The sequence below is a fragment of the Nocardia sp. NPDC051570 genome (assembly GCF_044454005.1).
Taxonomy (GTDB): domain Bacteria; phylum Actinomycetota; class Actinomycetes; order Mycobacteriales; family Mycobacteriaceae; genus Nocardia.
Window position 1 is genome coordinate 293,569 of sequence record NZ_JBITDI010000007.1, and the last position, 18,155, is coordinate 311,723.

17 protein-coding genes are annotated in these 18,155 nt (G+C 69.1%); 10 read left to right on the forward strand and 7 right to left on the reverse strand.

Features of this window, described 5'->3' with window-relative positions:
• Positions 1-73 precede the first annotated feature (73 nt).
• From glp to ACIA76_RS20105, 3 genes are read left to right on the forward strand one after another with little or no spacing between them, the layout of a single operon-like run.
• Positions 74-1,282 (forward strand): gephyrin-like molybdotransferase Glp, encoded by a 1,209-nt coding sequence (gene glp, locus ACIA76_RS20095; protein ID WP_397153340.1) that lies wholly within the window; start codon positions 74-76, stop codon positions 1,280-1,282.
• A complete protein-coding gene (gene moaCB / locus ACIA76_RS20100) occupies positions 1,279-2,310 on the forward strand; it encodes a bifunctional molybdenum cofactor biosynthesis protein MoaC/MoaB (RefSeq protein WP_397153341.1) in 1,032 nt (343 codons plus the stop codon). Before glp ends, moaCB begins: the two co-directional genes overlap by 4 nt.
• Positions 2,303-2,728, forward strand: coding sequence for a molybdenum cofactor biosynthesis protein MoaE (locus ACIA76_RS20105; RefSeq protein WP_397153342.1), 426 nt, complete (start codon positions 2,303-2,305; stop codon positions 2,726-2,728). The genes moaCB and ACIA76_RS20105 overlap by 8 nt, the downstream gene beginning before the upstream one ends.
• On the opposite strand, the gene ACIA76_RS20110 is transcribed toward ACIA76_RS20105, so the two are convergent.
• Positions 2,680-4,047 (reverse strand): solute carrier family 23 protein, encoded by a 1,368-nt coding sequence (locus ACIA76_RS20110; protein WP_397153343.1) that lies wholly within the window; start codon positions 4,045-4,047, stop codon positions 2,680-2,682. The genes ACIA76_RS20105 and ACIA76_RS20110 overlap by 49 nt on opposite strands.
• Before the next feature lie 200 nt (positions 4,048-4,247).
• On the opposite strand from ACIA76_RS20110, the gene pucL reads away from it, so the two are divergent.
• Complete coding sequence (gene pucL / locus ACIA76_RS20115) at positions 4,248-5,156, forward strand: factor-independent urate hydroxylase (protein ID WP_397153344.1); 909 nt, start codon at positions 4,248-4,250, stop codon at positions 5,154-5,156.
• Positions 5,157-5,169: 13 nt separating this feature from the next.
• Here pucL and ACIA76_RS20120 read toward each other — a convergent pair whose 3' ends face one another.
• The 5 genes from ACIA76_RS20120 to ACIA76_RS20140 all read right to left on the reverse strand — a co-directional run bounded on the left by ACIA76_RS20120 (position 5,170) and on the right by ACIA76_RS20140 (position 11,169).
• Positions 5,170-6,684, reverse strand: coding sequence for a helix-turn-helix domain-containing protein (locus ACIA76_RS20120; protein ID WP_397153345.1), 1,515 nt, complete (start codon positions 6,682-6,684; stop codon positions 5,170-5,172).
• 91 nt (positions 6,685-6,775) lie between these two features.
• Positions 6,776-7,843 (reverse strand): CobW family GTP-binding protein, encoded by a 1,068-nt coding sequence (locus ACIA76_RS20125; RefSeq protein WP_397153346.1) that lies wholly within the window; start codon positions 7,841-7,843, stop codon positions 6,776-6,778.
• Positions 7,844-7,946: 103 nt separating this feature from the next.
• Positions 7,947-9,983 (reverse strand): N-acetylmuramoyl-L-alanine amidase, encoded by a 2,037-nt coding sequence (locus tag ACIA76_RS20130; protein ID WP_397153347.1) that lies wholly within the window; start codon positions 9,981-9,983, stop codon positions 7,947-7,949.
• A 155-nt stretch (positions 9,984-10,138) separates the two neighbouring features.
• Positions 10,139-10,564, reverse strand: coding sequence for a ubiquinol-cytochrome c reductase iron-sulfur subunit (locus ACIA76_RS20135; RefSeq protein ID WP_397153348.1), 426 nt, complete (start codon positions 10,562-10,564; stop codon positions 10,139-10,141).
• Positions 10,565-10,662: 98 nt separating this feature from the next.
• Positions 10,663-11,169: a sigma-70 family RNA polymerase sigma factor gene (locus ACIA76_RS20140; protein ID WP_397153349.1), complete on the reverse strand. Its 507-nt coding sequence runs from the start codon at positions 11,167-11,169 to the stop codon at positions 10,663-10,665.
• A gap of 245 nt (positions 11,170-11,414) precedes the next feature.
• Between ACIA76_RS20140 and ACIA76_RS20145 the strand changes: the two genes are divergently transcribed.
• From ACIA76_RS20145 to ACIA76_RS20170, 6 genes are all read left to right on the forward strand, one after another.
• A complete protein-coding gene (locus tag ACIA76_RS20145) occupies positions 11,415-11,807 on the forward strand; it encodes a hypothetical protein (RefSeq protein WP_397153350.1) in 393 nt (130 codons plus the stop codon).
• A 48-nt stretch (positions 11,808-11,855) separates the two neighbouring features.
• Positions 11,856-12,947, forward strand: coding sequence for a galactose-1-phosphate uridylyltransferase (gene galT / locus ACIA76_RS20150; protein ID WP_397153351.1), 1,092 nt, complete (start codon positions 11,856-11,858; stop codon positions 12,945-12,947).
• Positions 12,944-14,053 (forward strand): galactokinase, encoded by a 1,110-nt coding sequence (galK, locus tag ACIA76_RS20155; RefSeq protein ID WP_397153352.1) that lies wholly within the window; start codon positions 12,944-12,946, stop codon positions 14,051-14,053. Before galT ends, galK begins: the two co-directional genes overlap by 4 nt.
• A gap of 468 nt (positions 14,054-14,521) precedes the next feature.
• Positions 14,522-14,755: a DUF397 domain-containing protein gene (locus ACIA76_RS20160; protein ID WP_397153353.1), complete on the forward strand. Its 234-nt coding sequence runs from the start codon at positions 14,522-14,524 to the stop codon at positions 14,753-14,755.
• Between the two features lie 351 nt (positions 14,756-15,106).
• Positions 15,107-15,859 carry an alpha/beta fold hydrolase gene (locus ACIA76_RS20165; protein WP_397153354.1) on the forward strand — a complete coding sequence of 251 codons (753 nt, stop codon included), beginning with the start codon at positions 15,107-15,109 and terminating at the stop codon, positions 15,857-15,859.
• A gap of 26 nt (positions 15,860-15,885) precedes the next feature.
• Positions 15,886-16,935, forward strand: coding sequence for an MBL fold metallo-hydrolase (locus ACIA76_RS20170; protein ID WP_397153355.1), 1,050 nt, complete (start codon positions 15,886-15,888; stop codon positions 16,933-16,935).
• Between the two features lie 32 nt (positions 16,936-16,967).
• On the opposite strand, the gene ACIA76_RS20175 is transcribed toward ACIA76_RS20170, so the two are convergent.
• Positions 16,968-18,134, reverse strand: a complete 1,167-nt coding sequence (locus tag ACIA76_RS20175) for a serine hydrolase domain-containing protein (RefSeq protein ID WP_397153356.1) — start codon at positions 18,132-18,134, stop codon at positions 16,968-16,970.
• Between the last annotated feature and the right edge of the window lie 21 nt (positions 18,135-18,155).

Below are 18,155 nucleotides of genomic sequence, written 5' to 3' on the forward strand. Positions count from 1 at the left end.
GTCACGTTCGCCCGGACATGCTTCGGAGGAATCTACGAACTGTGCTCGCACCTGCGCCGATTAGGCTGACGCCATGACTACCCGCCCTGCCACCACCACCTCGGCCCGATCGGTCGAGGAGCATCGCCATCGCGTCGAGCAGTTGCTGCGCCCGCTCGCCGTGCGCGATGTCGAGGAGGTGGCGATGGCCGAGGTGCGCGATCGCCTGCTTGCTGTCGACGTGCGGGCGCCGCTGGATCTGCCGGTGTTCCGCAACTCGGGGATGGACGGCTACGCCGTGCGGGCCGAATCGGTCACCGTCACGCCCGCGACGCTGCCGCTGGCCGGGGTGGTCGCGGCCGGTCAGTCCGGGCAGACGCCGCTGCCGCCGGGCGCGGCCGTGAAGGTGATGACGGGCGCGCCGATCCCGCCGGGCGCGGACTGTGTGGTCCCGGTCGAGGACACCCGCTCCGATGAGACCACGGTCACCATCGAACGGGGCCGTCGCGCAGGCGATTTCGTGCGCGAGGCGGGCACCGATGTGCGGGCCGGTGAGCTGCTGGTCGCGGCGGGCACGCTCATCGCGCCCCGGCATATCGCGGCGCTGGCGGCCGTGGGAATCCCCCGGCTACCGGTCTACCGGCGGGTGCGCGCGGCGGTGCTCACCACCGGTGACGAGCTGATGCCCGCGGGCGCCGAGCTGCGGCCCGGGCAGATCCACAACTCCAACGGGATCGCACTGGCCGCCGTGCTGGCCGCCAACGGGGTCGAGGTGATCTCGGTCGACCACAGCCGCGACGATCCGGCCGAATTCCGCGCGAAGCTGGACCGGGCGACGGCCGCCGCGGATGTGGTGTTCACCTCCGGCGGGGTCTCCAAGGGCGATTTCGAGGTGGTCAAGGACGTGCTGGCCACGTGCGGCGGGGAATTCGGCTCGGTCGCGGTACAACCCGGTGGGCCGCAAGGGATCACGGTCGTCGACGGCGTGCCGGTGCTGAGTTTCCCGGGTAATCCGGTGAGCACCATGGTGTCGTTCGAGGTCTTCGCCCGTCCGATGCTGCGCGAGCTGTCGGGTCTGCCGCCGATACCGAAAGCCGATGTGCCGCTGCTGGATCCGGTTCGCTCCCCCGCCGGTCGGCGGCAGTTCCTGCGCGGGCGGATGGAGATCGACGGCGTGGCGCTGGCGTCGGGTCCGGGCTCACATCTGATCGCCGCGATGGCACACGCCGATGTGCTGATCGACATTCCGGCGGAGGTCACCGAACTGGCGGCCGGATCGGTTGTGGAAGTCTTGGAGCTATGACGGAGCTGTCACATCTGGATTCCGAGGGTCGGGCGCGCATGGTGGACGTGAGCGCCAAGGCCGACACCACCCGCGTGGCGGTCGCGGCCGGAGAACTGCGCACCACCGCCGAGGTGGTCCGGCTCGTCCAGGCCGACGATATGCCCAAGGCCGATGTGCTGGCGACCGCCCGCATCGCCGGAATCGCCGGGGCGAAGAAGACCTCCGAGCTGATCCCGCTGTGCCACCAGCTGTCGCTGTCCTCGGTGAACGTGAGCTTCGGTCTCACCGCGGATTCGATCACCATCGAGGCCACCGCGAAGACCAAGGGCCCCACCGGCGTGGAGATGGAGGCCCTCACCGCCGTCGCCGTCGCGGGCCTCACCCTGCACGATATGGTCAAGGCGGTCGACCCGGCGGCGGTGCTGACGGGCGTGCGGCTGCTGACCAAAGACGGTGGTAAGCGCGGACATTGGGAACGCACCGATTCGCCTGCGCCGCAGCACGATCACTCGCCCGGAGTCACCAACAGCGGGCAGCACGCGCACATCCGGGCGCGGGACGCCGCGGAGGGATCGCGAACGGCCGTCGTGCTGGTCGCCTCGACCGGCACGGCCGCGGGCACCCGGATCGACAAGACCGGTCCCGTTCTCATGGAATGGCTTGCCGGGCAGGGCTTTTCGGTCCGGGGGCCGCTCGTCTACCCCGATGCCGATATCGCCGACGGGCTGGCCGATGCGTTGACCGGTGCACCCGGCCTGGTGATCACCACCGGCGGCACCGGGGCCTCTCCCACCGATGCGACGCCCGAGGCCACGCTGGCCGTGCTGGATCGCGAGCTGCCCGGGGTGGCCGAGACGATTCGGCTGCGCGGCACCGCGACCTTCCCGCTCGCCGCCCTGAGCCGTGGCGTGGCGGGGCTGGCGGGACGGACGGTCGTCATCAATCTGCCCGGTTCCCCCGGCGGCGTGCGCGACGGCATCGCCGTGCTGGAACCGCTGTTGGATCATCTGCTGGCGCAGGTCGCCGGAGGAGGCAGCCATGAGTGAGCTGGTGCGGCTCACCGGAATCGTGGACATCCCACTGGATCCCGCCGCGGTCGAGGCGGCGGTGGGCGGGCCCGAATACGGTGCGGTCGTGGTGTTCACCGGGAAGGTCCGCGATCATGATGGCGGACAGGCGGTTTCGGCCCTGGAGTATTCGGCCCATCCACAGGCCGAACTGTTCCTGCACCGGATCTGCGCCGACATCGCCACGGCCGCACGGCTGCCCGTCGCGGCGGTGCACCGCATCGGCGCCCTCGGCATCGGCGATCTGGCCATCACGGTCGCCGTCGCCGCACCCCATCGCGCCGAGGCCTTCGGCACCTGCGCCGAACTCGTCGACCGCATCAAACACGAGGTCCCCATCTGGAAGCGTCAGCTGTTCACCGACGGACTCTCGGAATGGGTGAACGCCTGCGGTTGAGCCGATCCGCGGCGGGCGGCGATACCGGCCCGCGTGTGATTGAACACCAGGTTCAGCGTGAACGAGGTGACGGCGGCGAGGGTGATTCCGCTGTCGAGCAGGATCTGGGCCGCCGACGGGAACTTCTCGAACATGCCCTGGGTCAGCACGGGGATCAGGCCCACGCCGATCGATACCGCCGCGATCGTGAAGTTCACCCGATCGCCGAGATCGGCCTTGCGCAGGGTGTCGACGCCGACGACGGTGATCGTCGCGAACAACACCAGCCCGACCCCGCCGACCACCGGTCCCGGCACCGCCGACACCACCATGCCGAAGCGCGGAATCAGGCCCAGCACAACGAGTATCGCGCCGCTGACCGCGGTCACATACCGGCTGAACACCCGCGTCGTCGCGACCGCGCCGACATTCTGATTGAAGATCGTATCCACGAACGAGCTGAACACCCCGGCCAGCACCGCCGACAGACCGTCACCGGCCAGTCCGCGCGCGATATCCCCGCGCCCCAACGGCTTTCCGGTGATCTCACTGATCGCCAGCAGGCTCGCCGTCGACTCGGCGAACACCACCGCGATCGCCACGCTCATCGCCACCACACCGGCGAGCGGGAACTGCGGCGCACCGAAGTAGAACGGATGCGGCAGCCCGAACCACGCCGCATCCGATACGCCGTCCAGATGCAGCAGACCCAGCGGAATCGCCAGCAGCACACCGGCGATCAGCGCCACCAGCACACCGAGCTGCGACCACACGCCCCGGCCCAGGCAGGTGAATACGACCGCGATCACCAGCACCACCGCCGCCACCGCGATCCGGTCGGGCGCGGCGAACGACGGCGCGGTCGCGTCGCTACCCACGATCAGACCGCCGGCCACCCCGATCAGCGAGATGCCGACCACGGTCAGAACCGTGCCCGATACCAGCGGCGGGAAGAACCGCACGATCAGCGCGAACGGCCACGCCAGCGCCACCCCGACCACGCCGCCGATCAGCATCGACCCGTACACCGCGGGCAGTCCGTACTGCTTGGCGATCAGGATCATCGGTGTGAGCGCCACGAAGGTCGCACCGCAGACGATCGGCAGCCGGGCGCCCATCACGCGGCCGATCCCGAGGCTCTGCACGATCGTGATGACCCCGGCGACCAGGAGATCGGCACTGATCAGGATCCCGATCGTGGACCGGTCCAGCCCGGCGGCCGCGCCGAAGACCAGGGGCACCGTGACGCAGCCGGTATACATGATGAGGACGTGCTGGATGCCGAACAGCAGCAGCCGCGCGGCGGGCAATCGGATGTCGACGGACTGTGATGTTGCCATGGTGACTCCGTGACGGTAGTTCCGGCCTGCACCGGAATGACGAGAAGTAAACGGTAGTGCGCCGGACGAGCGGCCGGACTTGTGTGCGGAACCAAACCGCCGGACGGGCGAACGGGTCCGGTTTGTCGGCGGTACAGGGCCGGACCGGCCCGCGATAGCCCAGAGTGGACAGCGATGGATCGTCGAGCGCGGGAGTGAGCATGACCGATATGACCGGCAAGATCGTCCTCGGCCCGAATCAGTACGGTAAGGCCGAAAACCGGGTGGTGCGCATCTACCGCGACACCGACCGGCACGAGATCCGCGATCTCAACGTGTCGACCTCTCTGCGCGGCGATTTCGAGCCCGCCCACGTGACCGGCGATCAGGGCACGGTGCTGCCCACCGACTCGCAGAAGCAGACCGTCTACGCCTACGCCAAGACCCACGGCCAGGGCAGCATCGAGGACTACGGACTGGCCCTGGCCCGGCATTTCGCGGGCGATTTCGCACCAGTGCATTCGGCGCGCGTCGAGATCGAGGAATACGCGTGGGAGCGGGTGGTGGCGCAGGGCCGCCCGCACGATCACACCTGGACCCGCACCGGACCCGAGGTGCGTATCACGGCGATCACGGTGCAGGGCAAGGGTTCTCAGCGCCGGGAATGGGTGATCGGCGGGGTGCGGGATCTGGTGATCCTGAAGTCCACCGGCTCGGAATTCGCGGGCTTTCTCACCGATCCGTTCACGGTGCTCGAACCGACCCAGGATCGGGTGATGGCGACGAGTCTGGTGGCGCGCTGGCGCTTCGCGACGGCACCGGCCGACTGGGACGCCGCCTACGACGGTATTCGCGCGGTACTGGTGGAGCGATTCGCCGTCCTGCGGTCGAAGGCGTTGCAGCAGACGCTGTTCGATATGGGCCGTGCCGCGCTGGAGGCCTATCCGTGCCTGGCCGAGATACGCCTGTCCGCGCCCAACAAACATCACTTCTCCTACGATCTGGGCCGTTTCGGCATCGACAACGCCGGTGAGGTGTTCCACGCCGCCGACCGGCCCTACGGGCTCATCCAGGCGAGCGTCCTGCGGGAAGACGCCCCCGACGCCGGAATAGCCTGGGATGCTGTTTGATGGCCTCGCTCCGTCAGTCCAGAAACGAGCCGGTCCGCGAACATGCTTGTACGGCCAAATACAGATCCAGCCGGTCGTCCAGGCGGGCGAGGTCGCGGCCGGTGAGCTCCTCGACGCGGCCGATGCGGTAGCGAACGGTGTTGAGGTGCAGGTGCATTCGGTCGGCGGCCTGGCGCCAGGAACCGGCGCAGCCGAGGAAGATCTCGAGGGTATGCAGCAGGCCCGCGCCGGTGCGGCGGTCGTAGTCGACGACGGGGCCGAGCACGCGTTCGGCGAAGCGCTGCTGGAGATCGTCGGGGATGGTGGTGAGCAGGCCGACGGCCGAATCGACGTCGGCGATCCGGATGCGCACCGGTTCGTCGCCCGCACCGCACGCCGCCGCCACCGCGGAAGCGACTGTACCGGAGGCGGATTCGCCGACGCGCCCGGCGCTGACGCCGACCCGCAGTCGCGCTCCGCGCAGCGCCGGGCGCAGCCGATCGAGGTGGCGGCGCAGCACTGCCGCGATCTCCTGTTCGGTCCCGGTGGTCCAGGCCACGACGCGCCCGTCCCGATCCATCTCGGTGCGAGCGCCGGGCAGCACATCGTGAACCAGCACCCGAAGCTCCTCGGGTCCGAGCGCCGGGCTGCTCTCATCACGCGAATTACGCTGGACTTCAACGCTGTTCGACGCGAGGACGGTGTCGATCACCACGGCGATCGAGTCGTCCCGCATCGGATCGGGATGGGCACGATCGGGCCCGTCCCAGCGCAGGCGCAGCCGCTCGCGTTGCCGCATCCGGTACAGCTCGGCGATCGCCGCGACGTCCGAGCCGGACTCATCGGGCTCGTCGTCTCGCGCGATATCGCGAATCACCAGGTACCACAGCGATATTCGATCACCCAGCCGCCCACCGACCGGCCAGACCGTATACCCGTCGGGCAGCGTGAGTGGCAGGCGCGATGCGGCCACCGCCGAGCCGATCAGGGCATCGATCCGGTCCTCGCTCAGCGGTGCGGTACCCGCGATCGGCATCCCGGTGGCGGTCAGTAGCCATACCGACACGTCGCCATCGCGGGCGAATTCGGCGAGCAGCTGCTGTGCGTCGCGGCCCTCCGCCACGGCCGCGAGCAGGCGGCGCTGCCGGGCGAGGCCGGATTTCACTCGGCGCAAACGGGTTTCGGCGCCGCGAGCGGCCAGATGTTCGATGATACGGCTGAACGGCAGGCTCTGCGGCGCCTCCAGCAGCGGCAGATCATGGCGGCGGCAGGCCGCGATCACATCGTCGGGCACGTGGCCGTGCAGCGACCGCCCGGCCGCGACCGCGACCGCCCCGGCGTGCGCCAGCACACCCACGTAGCGGTCGCTGTCGCGCGGATCGCTCCGCCACACCAGGCCCGTGCAGACCAGCGCGCCCGGGGTGACGAACGGCGTCGGATCGGGCATATCGGTCACACAGGCCCGGGCGACGGACCGCTCCAGCGCGGCGGCGTCACCGTGGAGCAATCGCAGGCCCAGCGGCTGCGCCAACATCTCCCGCAACTGCACGGCACACCTCCGGTGAATGTGGGACGAACGTGCCGTCACCGTAGAGCCGCGGTGTTGCGGCGCTGTTTCGGTGATGTCACGCCGACCGGGATCACTCGGGCATATCGGCGTATTCGAGGGTGTCGCTGAGCGCGCGGGGCACGTAATGCCAGACGCCCAGCAGTGTCTGCGCGTCGAGCGGTTCGGTATCGGGGTGGACGGCGTCACGCAGCCGTGCCGTGACGGCCTCGGCGTCCATCCCCGAGCCGATCAGCACCACACAGGTCTCGTCGGATTCGCCGCGGGCGGTGACGGGTTCGAAGACCACATGCCGGCCGACCATGTGCAGCAGGAACTTTCGATGCTCCCCGGGGACCGCGAACACCGCATGCCCCTTCGCCCGGAACAGGCCCGGCGGGGACTTCTCGAGGAATTCCACCAGCCGCCGCGGGTCGAGAGGCGTTGCGCTGGTGAAGGTCACGGTGTCGTAGTCGTCGTGCAGATGCCGATGACCGTCGTCATGGTGGTGGTCGTGATCGGCGAACAGCTCGTCGAAGCTGAGCTGTTCGGCGACGGTCGGCTCCCCGCGTTCGGGCACATCGAACAGCAGATGCGGATCGATGCGGCCGTGCGTGGTGGCGTACACCGGCGCGGGTTCCACCGCCTCGGTGATCTCCGCCCGCAGCCGCGCCAACCGTTGTTCGGGCACCCGGTCGGCCTTGTTGAGCACGACCAGATCCGCGAGCCGCAGATGGGCGGCCAGTTCCGGATGCAGCGCGCGGCTGTCGTCGAAATGTTCGGCGTCGACCACCTCGAGCAGTCCGCCGTAGTGGATGCGCGGATTGTCGCTGCCGAGCACCATCCGGATCAGATTGCCCGGCTCGGCCAGCCCGCTGGCCTCCACCACGATCACGTCGATGCGATTGCGCGGCTGGGACAGCCGCTCGAACATCTCGTCCAGTTCGCCGACGTCGACAGCGCAGCAGACGCATCCGTTACCCAGCGACACCATGGCATCGACCTGGCCGGCCACCAGCATCGCGTCGATATTCACCGCGCCGAAGTCGTTGACCACCACGCCGATCCGCGCATCGCGCTGCCGCAACAGATGATTCAGCAGCGTTGTCTTCCCGGCGCCGAGAAATCCGGCCACGATCAGTACAGGAATGCCCCGAGCCACCCGCCCCACCTTACCGACCGCCACCACCGGGCAACCCGCGCACACGTCCCCACCCGGCCTGGTTCGGGTGGGGACGTGTGGGCGCGGGCCCCGGTGTCGAGGGCTACTTCACCCACGGAGTGATGAGCGTGGCGACCAGGTTGTAGGCGAGATTGAGCATCTCCGAATTCACCGTCGCATCCCCGAGCCCCAGCGATTTGGCCAGGGGAAGCAGCAGATGCATGGCCGTGGTCACGAGCGTGCCGACCGCGGCGGCAGTGTCGGGAGCCTGCCCCGCACCGGACTGGCCCTGGGTTCCCGGCGAACCTTGCGTTCCGGGCAGGGTCTGCGTTCCGGGCATGCCCTCGGTTCCGGGCAATGCCTGGGTTCCCGGCGCACCCTCACTTCCCGGCATGCCCTGGGTTCCCGGCCAAGGCTGAGTCCCCGGCACACCCTGGGTTCCGGGCGAGCCTTGCGCACCCGGCGGCACAGCCTGTGCCCCGGACAGCCCGTCACCGGGCACAGCCTGCGTCCCGGGCGCGGCTCCCGGCATACCCTGCGTCCCTGGTGAGGGCTGAGCCCCCGGCATCGCCTGGTACCCGGGCACGGTCGAGGCTCCCGGCCCCGCCTGAGCGTCGAGACCCGAATAGCCGCCGGGCGTCCCGGGTGACATCACACCCGGCGCGACACCGTTCGGCGCGGCCTGGGCATATCCGTCCGGCGCACTCGGCGCGACCGCCGCAGACCCGTTCGGCGCGGCCTGGGCATATCCGTCCGGTGCATTCGGCACGACCGCCGGAGACCCATTGGGCGCACTCCGTGCGGGAGCTCGCGGATCGGCCGGAATCGCCCCGGCGGGAGCCATCTGTCCGCCGCCCTGAGAACCACTGGGCGGCAACGGACGAGATCCGGACCCCGAAGGCGCCGAAGCACTCGGCGTACCTATCCCCGCCCCGGCGGGAGCGATCGCCGACGATTGCCCCTCAGCGGGCGACTGCGAGCTCCCCTGTCCTGCGGCGGCCGGAGTGCCAGCGGGCGCCTGCGCACCCGGAGGCACCGGATTACCCTGCCCGACAACGCCACCCACACCAGCGGCAGATGCCTGCGCGGCAGGCGGCAGCGAATTGCCTTGCCCCGCAGCGGCCGGAGCGCCAGCGGGCGCCTGCCCAGCCGACGGCAGCGAATTACCCTGCCCGGCAACGCCGCCCGCGGCAGGTGCCTGCGCACCCTGAGGCAGCGGATTACCCTGCCCCGCAGCAGTTCCAGCACCACCCGGCGCCTGCGCGCCCGGTGCCTGCGGATTGCTCTGTCCCGCCGCCGCATTCGGTGCGGGTGCGGCGTCGGCGGGGGCCGTTGCCTCGAGTGGGATGTTCAGCAGGTAGCTGACCAGCCCGGTGGTGATGGCGACGGCATGCTGTAGACGGCCCTGGGGCGTCTCCAGCAATCCGGCGTCTTGCGGATTGTCGCCGTTGCCCATCTCCAGGAAGATCTCCGGGACCTCGGTGAGGGCCGGGCCCGCGATATCGGCGCGGGTCATCAGGCCGTCCGCGGCGCCGCCGTAGTTGGCGACGGTGAATCCGGCGCGCTGATAGGCGGCGCGCATGACCTTGGTTGCGGCCAGGCCCGTGGTGGATTGGACCTGGTCGGCCTTGGCATCGGCGACCGGCAGCTTCGGAATGATGAGGTGGAAGCCGTGATCGGCGGCGGGCGCGCCGTCGGCGTGGATGCTCATCGCGACATCCGCGTGGGAGGCGTTGGCCGCGGCGGCGCGCTGATCGACGCAGCCGCCCCAGCCGGTATCGTCCTGACGGCTCAGCAGCACCCGCGCGCCCAGAGCCTCCAGCGACTGCTTGACCATCTGGGCGACATTCCAGTTGATGGTGTGCTCGGGCACCCCGTGCATGGTGGTCATGCCGGTGGTCTGGCAGGCCTTCGTCCCGCCGCGCCCGTCGCTCACGGGCCGCTCGAGATTCTCGGTGTGATTGGGCCCCTGATGTCCGGGGTCGAGGAATACCGTCTTCCCCGAGAGTTTGTTGGACATCACCGCCGAGGGCGGCGCATCCGCCGGCGAACCGGCGAGGGCGACCGCCGGAATCGTGGCGATGGCCGTCGCTCCGGCGGCGACGCAGAGGCAGGTCGTGATGATGCTTGGATGCTTCATGTGCGGACGGCGCACCCGAACGGGAGCGCCCCTCCCTTCCCACTAGTAACATCAAACCCAGTGGTTCACTCTGACAACGCCAGTATCGCACAGCATATGCAGTTACTGAACCGTTATCGCGCAATCAAGAATGCCGACACGCCCGATTCCGGGGCTCACGCACGCAGGATGCGATCCCCGTCCACACGAATCGCCCGCGTGTCGAGCGGCCGCGGCGCAGGACCGGCGGCGACGGTGCCGTCCAGCCGATAGCGGCTGCCGTGACATGGGCAGGCGATCAGTCCCCCGGATACCGAGCCGACCCGGCACCCCAGATGCGTACAGGTCGAGGAGAATCCGAGAAACGAACCCGCGGCCGGCTGGGTGACGACCGTATCCCCCGCGATCACCCCACCCCCGACCGGAACATCGGCGACCCGCGCTAGCACATCATCAGCTACTGTTCCGCTACCGGTCGATGGTCGATCGGGGGCCGCTGCGGGCGTCTTCGCGGGATCCGCGCAGGCGGCCACACCCAGTGCGGCAGCGGCGATTCCGGCACCGGCCAGTGCGGTGCGACGATCGAGCTCATGGTCGGACATGGTTCGAACTCCCTCGATTTCCCGGGCGCGACACCGAGCGGCCTCGCCGATACCTCATCGACGAGCCGGAAGGGCTTGCGGTTCACTCGACTCCGCGCTCAGGCACCCAGTGGCAGTCTCCGCAGCGACCGCAGCGCATAGTGCACGCGGGTCTTGACCGTCCCGACCGGAACGCCGAGATCGGCGGCCACATCCTGATAGGCGCGATCGCACAGGATCACCTGCACCACCGCATCGCGCTGCGCGGGCGGCAGCACGGCCAGCAACTCCGCGACCAGCAGCCCGTCGGTCAGCGCATCGGTGAAATCCGGTCCGGCCCACCGGGTATCGGCGTCGACGAGCTCGTCCCAGCTGGTCTCGGCCGGGCGGACCGCGCGCATGCGAGCGATATCGGTGAGCACATTGCGTTCGATCGACAGCAGCCAGGTCCGCACGCTGCCCTTGTCCGGGTCGTAGGTGGCACAACTACGCCACGCCCGCAGCAGGGTCTCCTGCACCGCATGTTCGGCCAGCCCCATGTCGCCGCCGAGCCGTCGCGCCGCACGCCAATGCAGCAGCCCCTGATCGGCGGCCAATAGGGCCGAGAGTCCCTCATCGGTGCACAATCGCGCGCATCGAGGGCCACAGACCAGATCGCTGCCCCGGGAAACGGGCCGAAGACGTCTCATGTCAGACATATCGTGGCGCGCGAGCGGAACGACAACGGCGAAATGCGACGATTTTCCGCGACCATTTCCCGAATTCGACCAAACTGCCCGGTCGATTCTGATAGACCCGAGTCCCAGAGGATGCGGGGACCTTCCGCGGGCGGCCGACCAGCGTCCGGAACATCGGTTCGAGGAGGATCGTCGTGCACGCACGCACGTTCGTCATCGCGGGGGCCCTGGCCGCCGCGGCCACCATGCTCGGCTCCGGGACCGCGGTCGCCGATCCGGCGACCATCCCGGGCGACGGGCGGTATCGGGTGGGTGTCGACATCCAGCCCGGCATCTATCAGGCGCCGGGGACTCCCGATCCGGCTCACGGCTGCTTCTGGCGGCGGCTGAGCCCGGACTGGGTGCCCACCGACCCCAATCACAACGTCGTCGCCAGCGATTTCACCTACACCAGCCCGGTGCGGACGCTGATCAAGCCGACCGACGCCACCTTCGAGACGACCAACTGCGGTGCGTGGGTGAGGGTCCCGCCGCCGCCCAACACCGGCTCGTACGGACCGGGCGGTCTCTTCGGGAGTGAGTACTGAGGTAACCGGCCGATGTGAGCGCTCACATCCCTGCGGTACTGTGGCGCCGTGATCACCACGCGCCGCAGGCTCGCGGACGGCAGGGAAATCCTCTACTTCGACGCCGAGCCCACGCCCCGCACCGCGGTCGACACCCGCGATCTGCCGAGCACCACCACGCATTCGCAGACCCGCTTCGATCCGTTGCTGGGCGAGTGGGTGGTGATCGCCTCGCATCGGCAGACCCGCACCTTCCTCCCGCCGGCGGATCTGTGCCCGCTGTGCCCCTCCACACCGCAGCGGGCCACCGAGATTCCCGAATCCGATTATCAGGTGGCGGTTTTCGAGAATCGGTTCCCGTCGCTGTCCACCGGGGCCGATCCGACTTATGCGGGCGCGGTGGCGGGTTCGCCACTCACGCCGCTGCGCGAGGGCTTCGGGCGCTGTGAGGTGGTGTGTTTCACCAGCGTTCACGACAGCTCCTTCGCGCAGCTGGATCCCGAGCGCGCCCGGCTGGTGGTCGACGTCTGGGCCCAGCGCAGCGCGGAACTGGCCGAGATCGACGGCGTCGCACAGGTTTTCTGCTTCGAGAACCACGGCGAGGAGATCGGGGTGACGCTGTCGCATCCGCACGGGCAGATCTACGCCTATCCATTCGTCACGCCCCGGGTGACCACGATCTCGGAGAATCTCGCGCGATATCGAAAGTCTCACGGCGGCAATCTGTTCGGGGATCTGCTGGCCGATGAGCGCGCCGCCGGGGTGCGCGTGGTGGCGGCGAACGAGGAGTGGACGGCCCTGGTGCCGCCGTACGCCCGCTGGCCCTACGAGGTGCAGCTGTTCCCGCATCGGCGGGTGCCCGATCTGCCGGATCTGGACGACGCCCAGCGCGACGCCTTCGCGGCGCTGTATCTGGACGTACAGCACCGCTTCGCCCACCGATTCGACACCCCCATGCCCTACGTCGCCGCCTGGAATCAGGCGCCGACGCCGAAATCCGGTGCGCCGCGCGAGGATTGGTGGCTGCACCTGCAGCTGTTCTCGATTCGCCGCGCCCCGGAGAAGCTGAAGTACCTGGCCGGATCCGAATCGGGCATGCAGGTGTTCATCAGCGACACCACACCGGAGACGGTGGCGGCGGAGCTGCGGGAGGTGCGGTGAACGGCATCTGGGTCGCGCCCGGCCGGGTCAATATCATCGGCGAGCACACCGACTACAACGGCGGCTACGCGCTGCCCATCGCACTGCCGCAGGTGGTGACGTGCGCGGCGCGTGCGGATTCGGATGGGCTGGTGCGAGTCTCGTCCCGACAGCATCCGGATGAGCAAGTGTGCGAACCGATTTCGGGGCTCGCCGAGGCCGAGGTGACGGGGTGGGCGCGCTATCCGCTCGGCGTGGTGCACGAATACGTCCGACGCGGACATCGGATCCCGGGCGTGGTGCTGGAGCTGGACGGTGCGGTGCCGGTCGGCGCGGGCCTGTCCTCGTCGGCGGCGGTGGAATGTTCGGTCGCCGTCGCGCTGCGCGATCTGTTCGCGCTGCCGGTCACCGAGGCCGATCTGATCGATATCGGCCGCGCCGCGGAGAACGACTACGTGGGCGCGGCCACCGGGACGCTGGATCAGTCCGCGTCGGTGCTGTGCACGGCCGGTCATGCGCTGTTCTTGGACTTCGACACCGGCGAGCGGGCACAGGTGCCCTTCGATCTGGCCGCCGCCGGACTGGAATTGCTGGTGATAGACACCGATACACCCCATCAACTCGCCGACGGCGGATATGCCCGGCGGCGCCGCGAATGCGAACAGGCCGCCGCGGCGCTGGGGGTGCGATCACTGCGCGAGATCTCCGATGTCGGCGACACCGAGCGAATCGGCGATCCGGTGGTGCGCCGGCGCGCCCGACATATCGTGACCGAGAACGCCCGGGTGCTGGACGTGGTCGAGAAGTTGCGCGAGGGCCGCGATCCGCGGTCGATCGGCCCCATTCTCACCGCCGGACACGCCTCGCTGCGCGACGATTTCGAAATCTCCACACCGCAACTGGACACCGCCGTGGCGGCGGCGCTGGCGGCGGGCGCGCACGGGGCGCGGATGGTGGGCGGCGGATTCGGCGGCAGCATCATCGCCCTGACCGATGCCGAGCGCACCGGCGACATCGCGGGAGCCGTCGAAAAGCGCTTCCACGAGGCGGGTTTCACCCCGCCGCGCACCTTCGTGGCGGTGCCGTCGGCGGGCGCCCACCGAATCTCCTGGACGGCTGACAAATAGCGAATCCCGGTGCTCCACTGGCGAATTGGATGCCTTTGTATCGCCACAGTCCAATTCCATTGCGAATGTAGCGAATTGAATTCGCCGTGGTTCACATGCGATTGCCGAGGCCGCTCGACGACGGTTCCCGGCGCGGACGGGGCGGGTCCGCGGCCCGAAGCAATCGATCGGCTCACCGGTCCGCGCAGCTCCCGCCGTCGATCCGCGATCTCACACGCGCCTCGGCACGACTACGGCAACCGCGACCGATGGGATCGATCGCCGCCCGGGGGCCGGGTGGGCGCCCGGCACGCCGGCGCGCCGGTCTGCGAATTCGGCGAACGCCCTACAGCGATCGAAAACCGGCCGGTACGGTGAAGACGCGATTAGCGCGACCGTCCCGGGGAATCCCTTGATCTGAAGACCGGTTCTCGGCCTTCTGTTGTGACGCTGTCGCCCACTTCTGCAACCCCTCGTTGGGAGGTAAACATGACCAATCCGCATATCGCCGTCATGGCCGGTCATTCCGGTATCGGTTGGCGCAAGTCGAGTTTCAGCGGACCGGACGGCCATTGCGTGGAATGTGCGCGACTGACCGATGGCCGCGTGGCCGTGCGAAACAGCAATCACCCGCAGGCGGGCATGCTGCTGTTCACACCGGCCGAGTGGAGCGCCTGGGTACTGGGCTGCCGCGCGGGGGAATTCGACGATATGGCCTGCTGATCGGCATTTCGCCACACCGACGCCGGGCATTGTCGTCATGCCATGACCAGGCGAAGGATTCTCATAACCGGGGCCATGCGTCGGTCTCGTTTCTGCTCGGCGGCGACAGGAATCCGATCGCACCTCCGAGTTCGGTCACATCGTGGAGAACACGATTACCTATCGGGTAATCGACCGGGCGCATATCGGTTCGGCAAGCTCGACTCATGATCGATACCGAGGGCACGCGACTGTTCCACACGACCATGCCGTTCACCGAGAAGTTGGGCGTCGAGGTACTCGAGCACGGGCGATCCGCGATGAGGCCGATAAGCTCGTCGCGAAGGTGACCCAGACCCAGGCGGTGCTGTAGTGACGAAGTTCAAGACGTGGGACGGGCTCGAGCTGAGCTATCGCGAATGGCCCGGCGACGGGATTCCGGTGGTGCTGCAGCACGGGGTCGTCGCCGACACCAACGCCAACTGGATGGGCGTGGGCGTGGTGGCCGCGCTGCAGGCGTCGGGGCGGCGGGTGATCTCGCTGGACGCGCGCGGTCACGGGCGCTCGGACAAGCCTCACGATCCGGCCAGGTACTCGTGGTCGGCGATGGCCGCGGACGTGCGCGCGCTGTTCGACGAACTCGGACTGGATCGCGTCCACCTGGCCGGATACTCGATGGGCGGCATCATCGCCCTGCTGGTCGCGGGCGCCGATGCCCGGGTCGAGCGGCTGGTTGTCGGCGGAATCGGTTGCGGTGTGGTCGATCTGGGCGGTATCGACCATCGCGTGATCACCTCCGAACAGTTGGTCGGGGCCATGCGCGGCGAGGCGGCGCAGGTGCCGCCGCCGGGTTCGATGTTCCGCCTCCTCGCCGAGGCGATCGGCGCGGATCTCGAGGCCATCGCCGCCGCGGCGACGGGGCTGAACGAGGCGCCCCTGACCGATCTGTCCGGAATCACCATGCCCACACTGGTTCTCGCGGGCGTGGACGACCCGTACGCCGCCGAACCCGAGCGTCTGGCCGCCGCACTGCCCGACGGTCGCGCGGTCGTCGTGCCGGGCGATCATCTGGTCGCCGTGACCGATCCGGGCTTCCACACCGCCCTGGTCGACCACTTCGGCTGAACCACAACAGCTTCCCGGAGGTACCGATGGCCCGGATCTTCGATCGTCTGCGCCGCCCCGACTCCCACCTGCCGGTGCCGACGACAGCGCAGACCATCGCCGCGCGGCAGCGGTTCTTCGGCGGGGATATCGTCGATGCCGGGACCGGTGCGGTGCGCTCGGATCGAATAGTGGTGTCCTGGTTCGGATGCGCGAGTTTCGCGGTCGCGATCGGTGGCACGGTGATCCTGCTCGATGCCTGGGTGCCGCGCGGGCTGACCTCCGGCTATGTGCCGACCACTCCGGCCGAGGTGGCGGCGCTGCGACCGGCCGCGATCTTCATCGGGCACGGGCATTTCGACCATGCGGCCGATGCCGCACCGATCGCGCGGGCGACCGGGGCGGTGGTGTACGGCACGGCCGAACACTGCTCGGCGATTCGCGGGCGCATGGGTGATGCCGAATTGCGGTGTGTGCCAGTGGGTTCGGCGGCTTCCGCGCCCGGCGCCCGGTACGACTACCAGGTGGGCGACGGCCTGGCCGTCACCGTAGTGCGGCATCTCCACTCCGCGCCCACCGCCCGCGACACCGGCGCGACCGGTTCACCCGGCCTGCGGCCGACCCCGTGCCCCTGCGATATCGCCGCGCACCCACCGGGTTTCGCCGATGCCGCGCATCTGTTCGGCCATCTGGCCGATCCCGAGGGCGGCACACTGCTCTACCAATTCCGCACGGCCACATACACTCTCACCTGGCACGACTCGTCCGGGCCGCTACTGGATCGCGCACCGCACGTGCTGGATGTGCTGCGCGGCCTGCCCGCGAGCGATCTGCAGCTGGGCGCGATCCAGGGTTTCAATCAGATCGTCAACGGCCTGCGCGATCCCCGCACCTACATCGAGGCCCTGCGGCCCAAGGTGTTCGCGCCCAGTCATCACGACAACTGGTTCCCGCCGCTGACCTCACGCGGCGCGGCGTATCGGCAACCGTTGCAGGCCGAACTCGCCCGCATTCCGCAGGAGCTGCGGCCCGAGTTGCGGATGCTCACCGACCGCGAGGACTATCTGGCTCCGGCGCGGCTCACCTTCACCGTGTGATTCCGATCCGACCGGATCCATCGCCTCGGCGACTACGCCAGGGCCTGATTCACCGCGGCCACCAGATCGGGGGCGCGCAGATCGATACCGCCCTCGACGATGTGGTTGGTGACGTAGGCGAAGGCCATGCCGCTGGCGGGATCTGCGAAGGCGAGCGAGCCGCCGCGACCGGGATGGCCGAAGGATTTCGGGCCGCCGAAGGGGAAGGCGTCGGTCGGGAGCATATAGCCGGAGGCGTAGCGGCTCGGCAGGCATACCACCCGATCGAGGCCGACGGCCTGTTCGCGGACCGCATCGGCCACGGTTTCGGACGAGAGCAGCCGCACCCCGTCGACCTCACCGATCAGGGCGGCATACAGCCGGGCCAGCCCGCGGGCCGTGCCGATGCCGTTGCTGGCGGGGATCTCCGCGGCCTGCACCTCGGGTGCGTTGAAATCCGGATCGGCGGGATCGGTCACCCCGAAGGCGCGATTGGTCAGCGAGTTCGGATCCCGCATGGCGGCGACCAGACCGCGCAGGGCCTCCGGGATCCGATCGAGCGGAAGCGCGGCCGGATCCGACTTCGGCGCGAAGACCAGGCGACCGACCCGGGCCCGTTCGGATGCGGGCAGGCCGATGAAGAAGTCCACACCCAAGGGTCCCGCGATGTCCTCGGCGAGGATCGTGCCCACGGTCCGTCCCGACGCCCGGCGGATCACCTCACCGACAAGCCAGCCGTAGGTGCGACCGTGATAACCATGCGCGGTTCCCGGCTCCCACACCGGCTTCTGCGTGGCCAGCGCCGCCACCATCGGTTCCCACGCCAACGCGTCCGACAGCGGAACCGGCTGGTCCAGCGCCGGCAGCCCGGCACGATGCGAGAGCAACCACCGCACCGGAATCCGCGCCTTATCCGCGGCGGCGAACTCCGGCCAGTACCGTGCGACCGGCGCATCCAGATCCAGTTCGCCACGCTGGGCGAGCAGATGTGCGATCGTGGCCGTCACGCCCTTGGTGACCGAGTACACCAGCTGCAGCGTGTCCCGCTCCCAGATCCGCCCGCTCGCCGGATCCGCGTACCCGCCCCAGAGATCCACCACCGGCCGCCCATCGCGGTACACCGCGACGGCCGCGCCCACATCCCCGTACTTGTCGAAGTTCGCGGCGAAGACCTCCCGCACCCCTTCGAACCCCGGCGCCACCGTTCCATCGATCGTCATACCTTCATCGAACACGATGCC